2 pseudogenes are annotated in these 401 nt (G+C 74.1%); both read left to right on the top strand.

Annotation, left to right across the window (positions count from 1 at the left end):
• Positions 1–15: 15 nt before the first annotated feature.
• Positions 16–219, top strand: a pseudogene (locus G3N64_RS39440) (zinc-binding alcohol dehydrogenase family protein); the annotation flags it as partial.
• Between the two features lie 70 nt (positions 220–289).
• A pseudogene (locus G3N64_RS40510) lies at positions 290–401 on the top strand (zinc-binding alcohol dehydrogenase family protein); the annotation flags it as partial.

Raw genomic sequence — 401 nt, 5'->3', positions numbered from 1 at the left:
GCCTTCGCGAGCTGGATCGCGATCGAGCCCACACCGCCCGCGCCGATCGACGACCCGCAAGCCTTGCTCGACGTGGAGCTGCCGCAGCCCGTGCCGGGCCCGCGCGACCTGCTCGTGAAGGTCGAGGAGATTTCCGTGAACCCGGTGGACACCAAGGGGCGCGCGCCGAAGCCGCAGGTCGAGGACACCCCGCGCTGGCTCGGCCGGGACGCGGCCGGTGCGCGGGGTGCGGTCCGGCCGCGACGCGGTCGCGATCACGTGCAGCTTGCCGAGCGCCTTCGCGAGCTGGATCGCGATCGAGCCCACACCGCCCGCGCCGATCGACGACCCGCAAGCCTTGCTCGACGTGGAGCTGCCGCAGCCCGTGCCGGGCCCGCGCGACCTGCTCGTGAAGGTCGAGG

It is taken from the genome of Burkholderia sp. Ac-20344, from assembly GCF_017104975.1.
Lineage (GTDB): Bacteria > Pseudomonadota > Gammaproteobacteria > Burkholderiales > Burkholderiaceae > Burkholderia.
The sequence above is the reverse complement of the archived record's forward strand: the minus strand, read 5'-3'. Positions and strand labels throughout refer to the sequence as shown.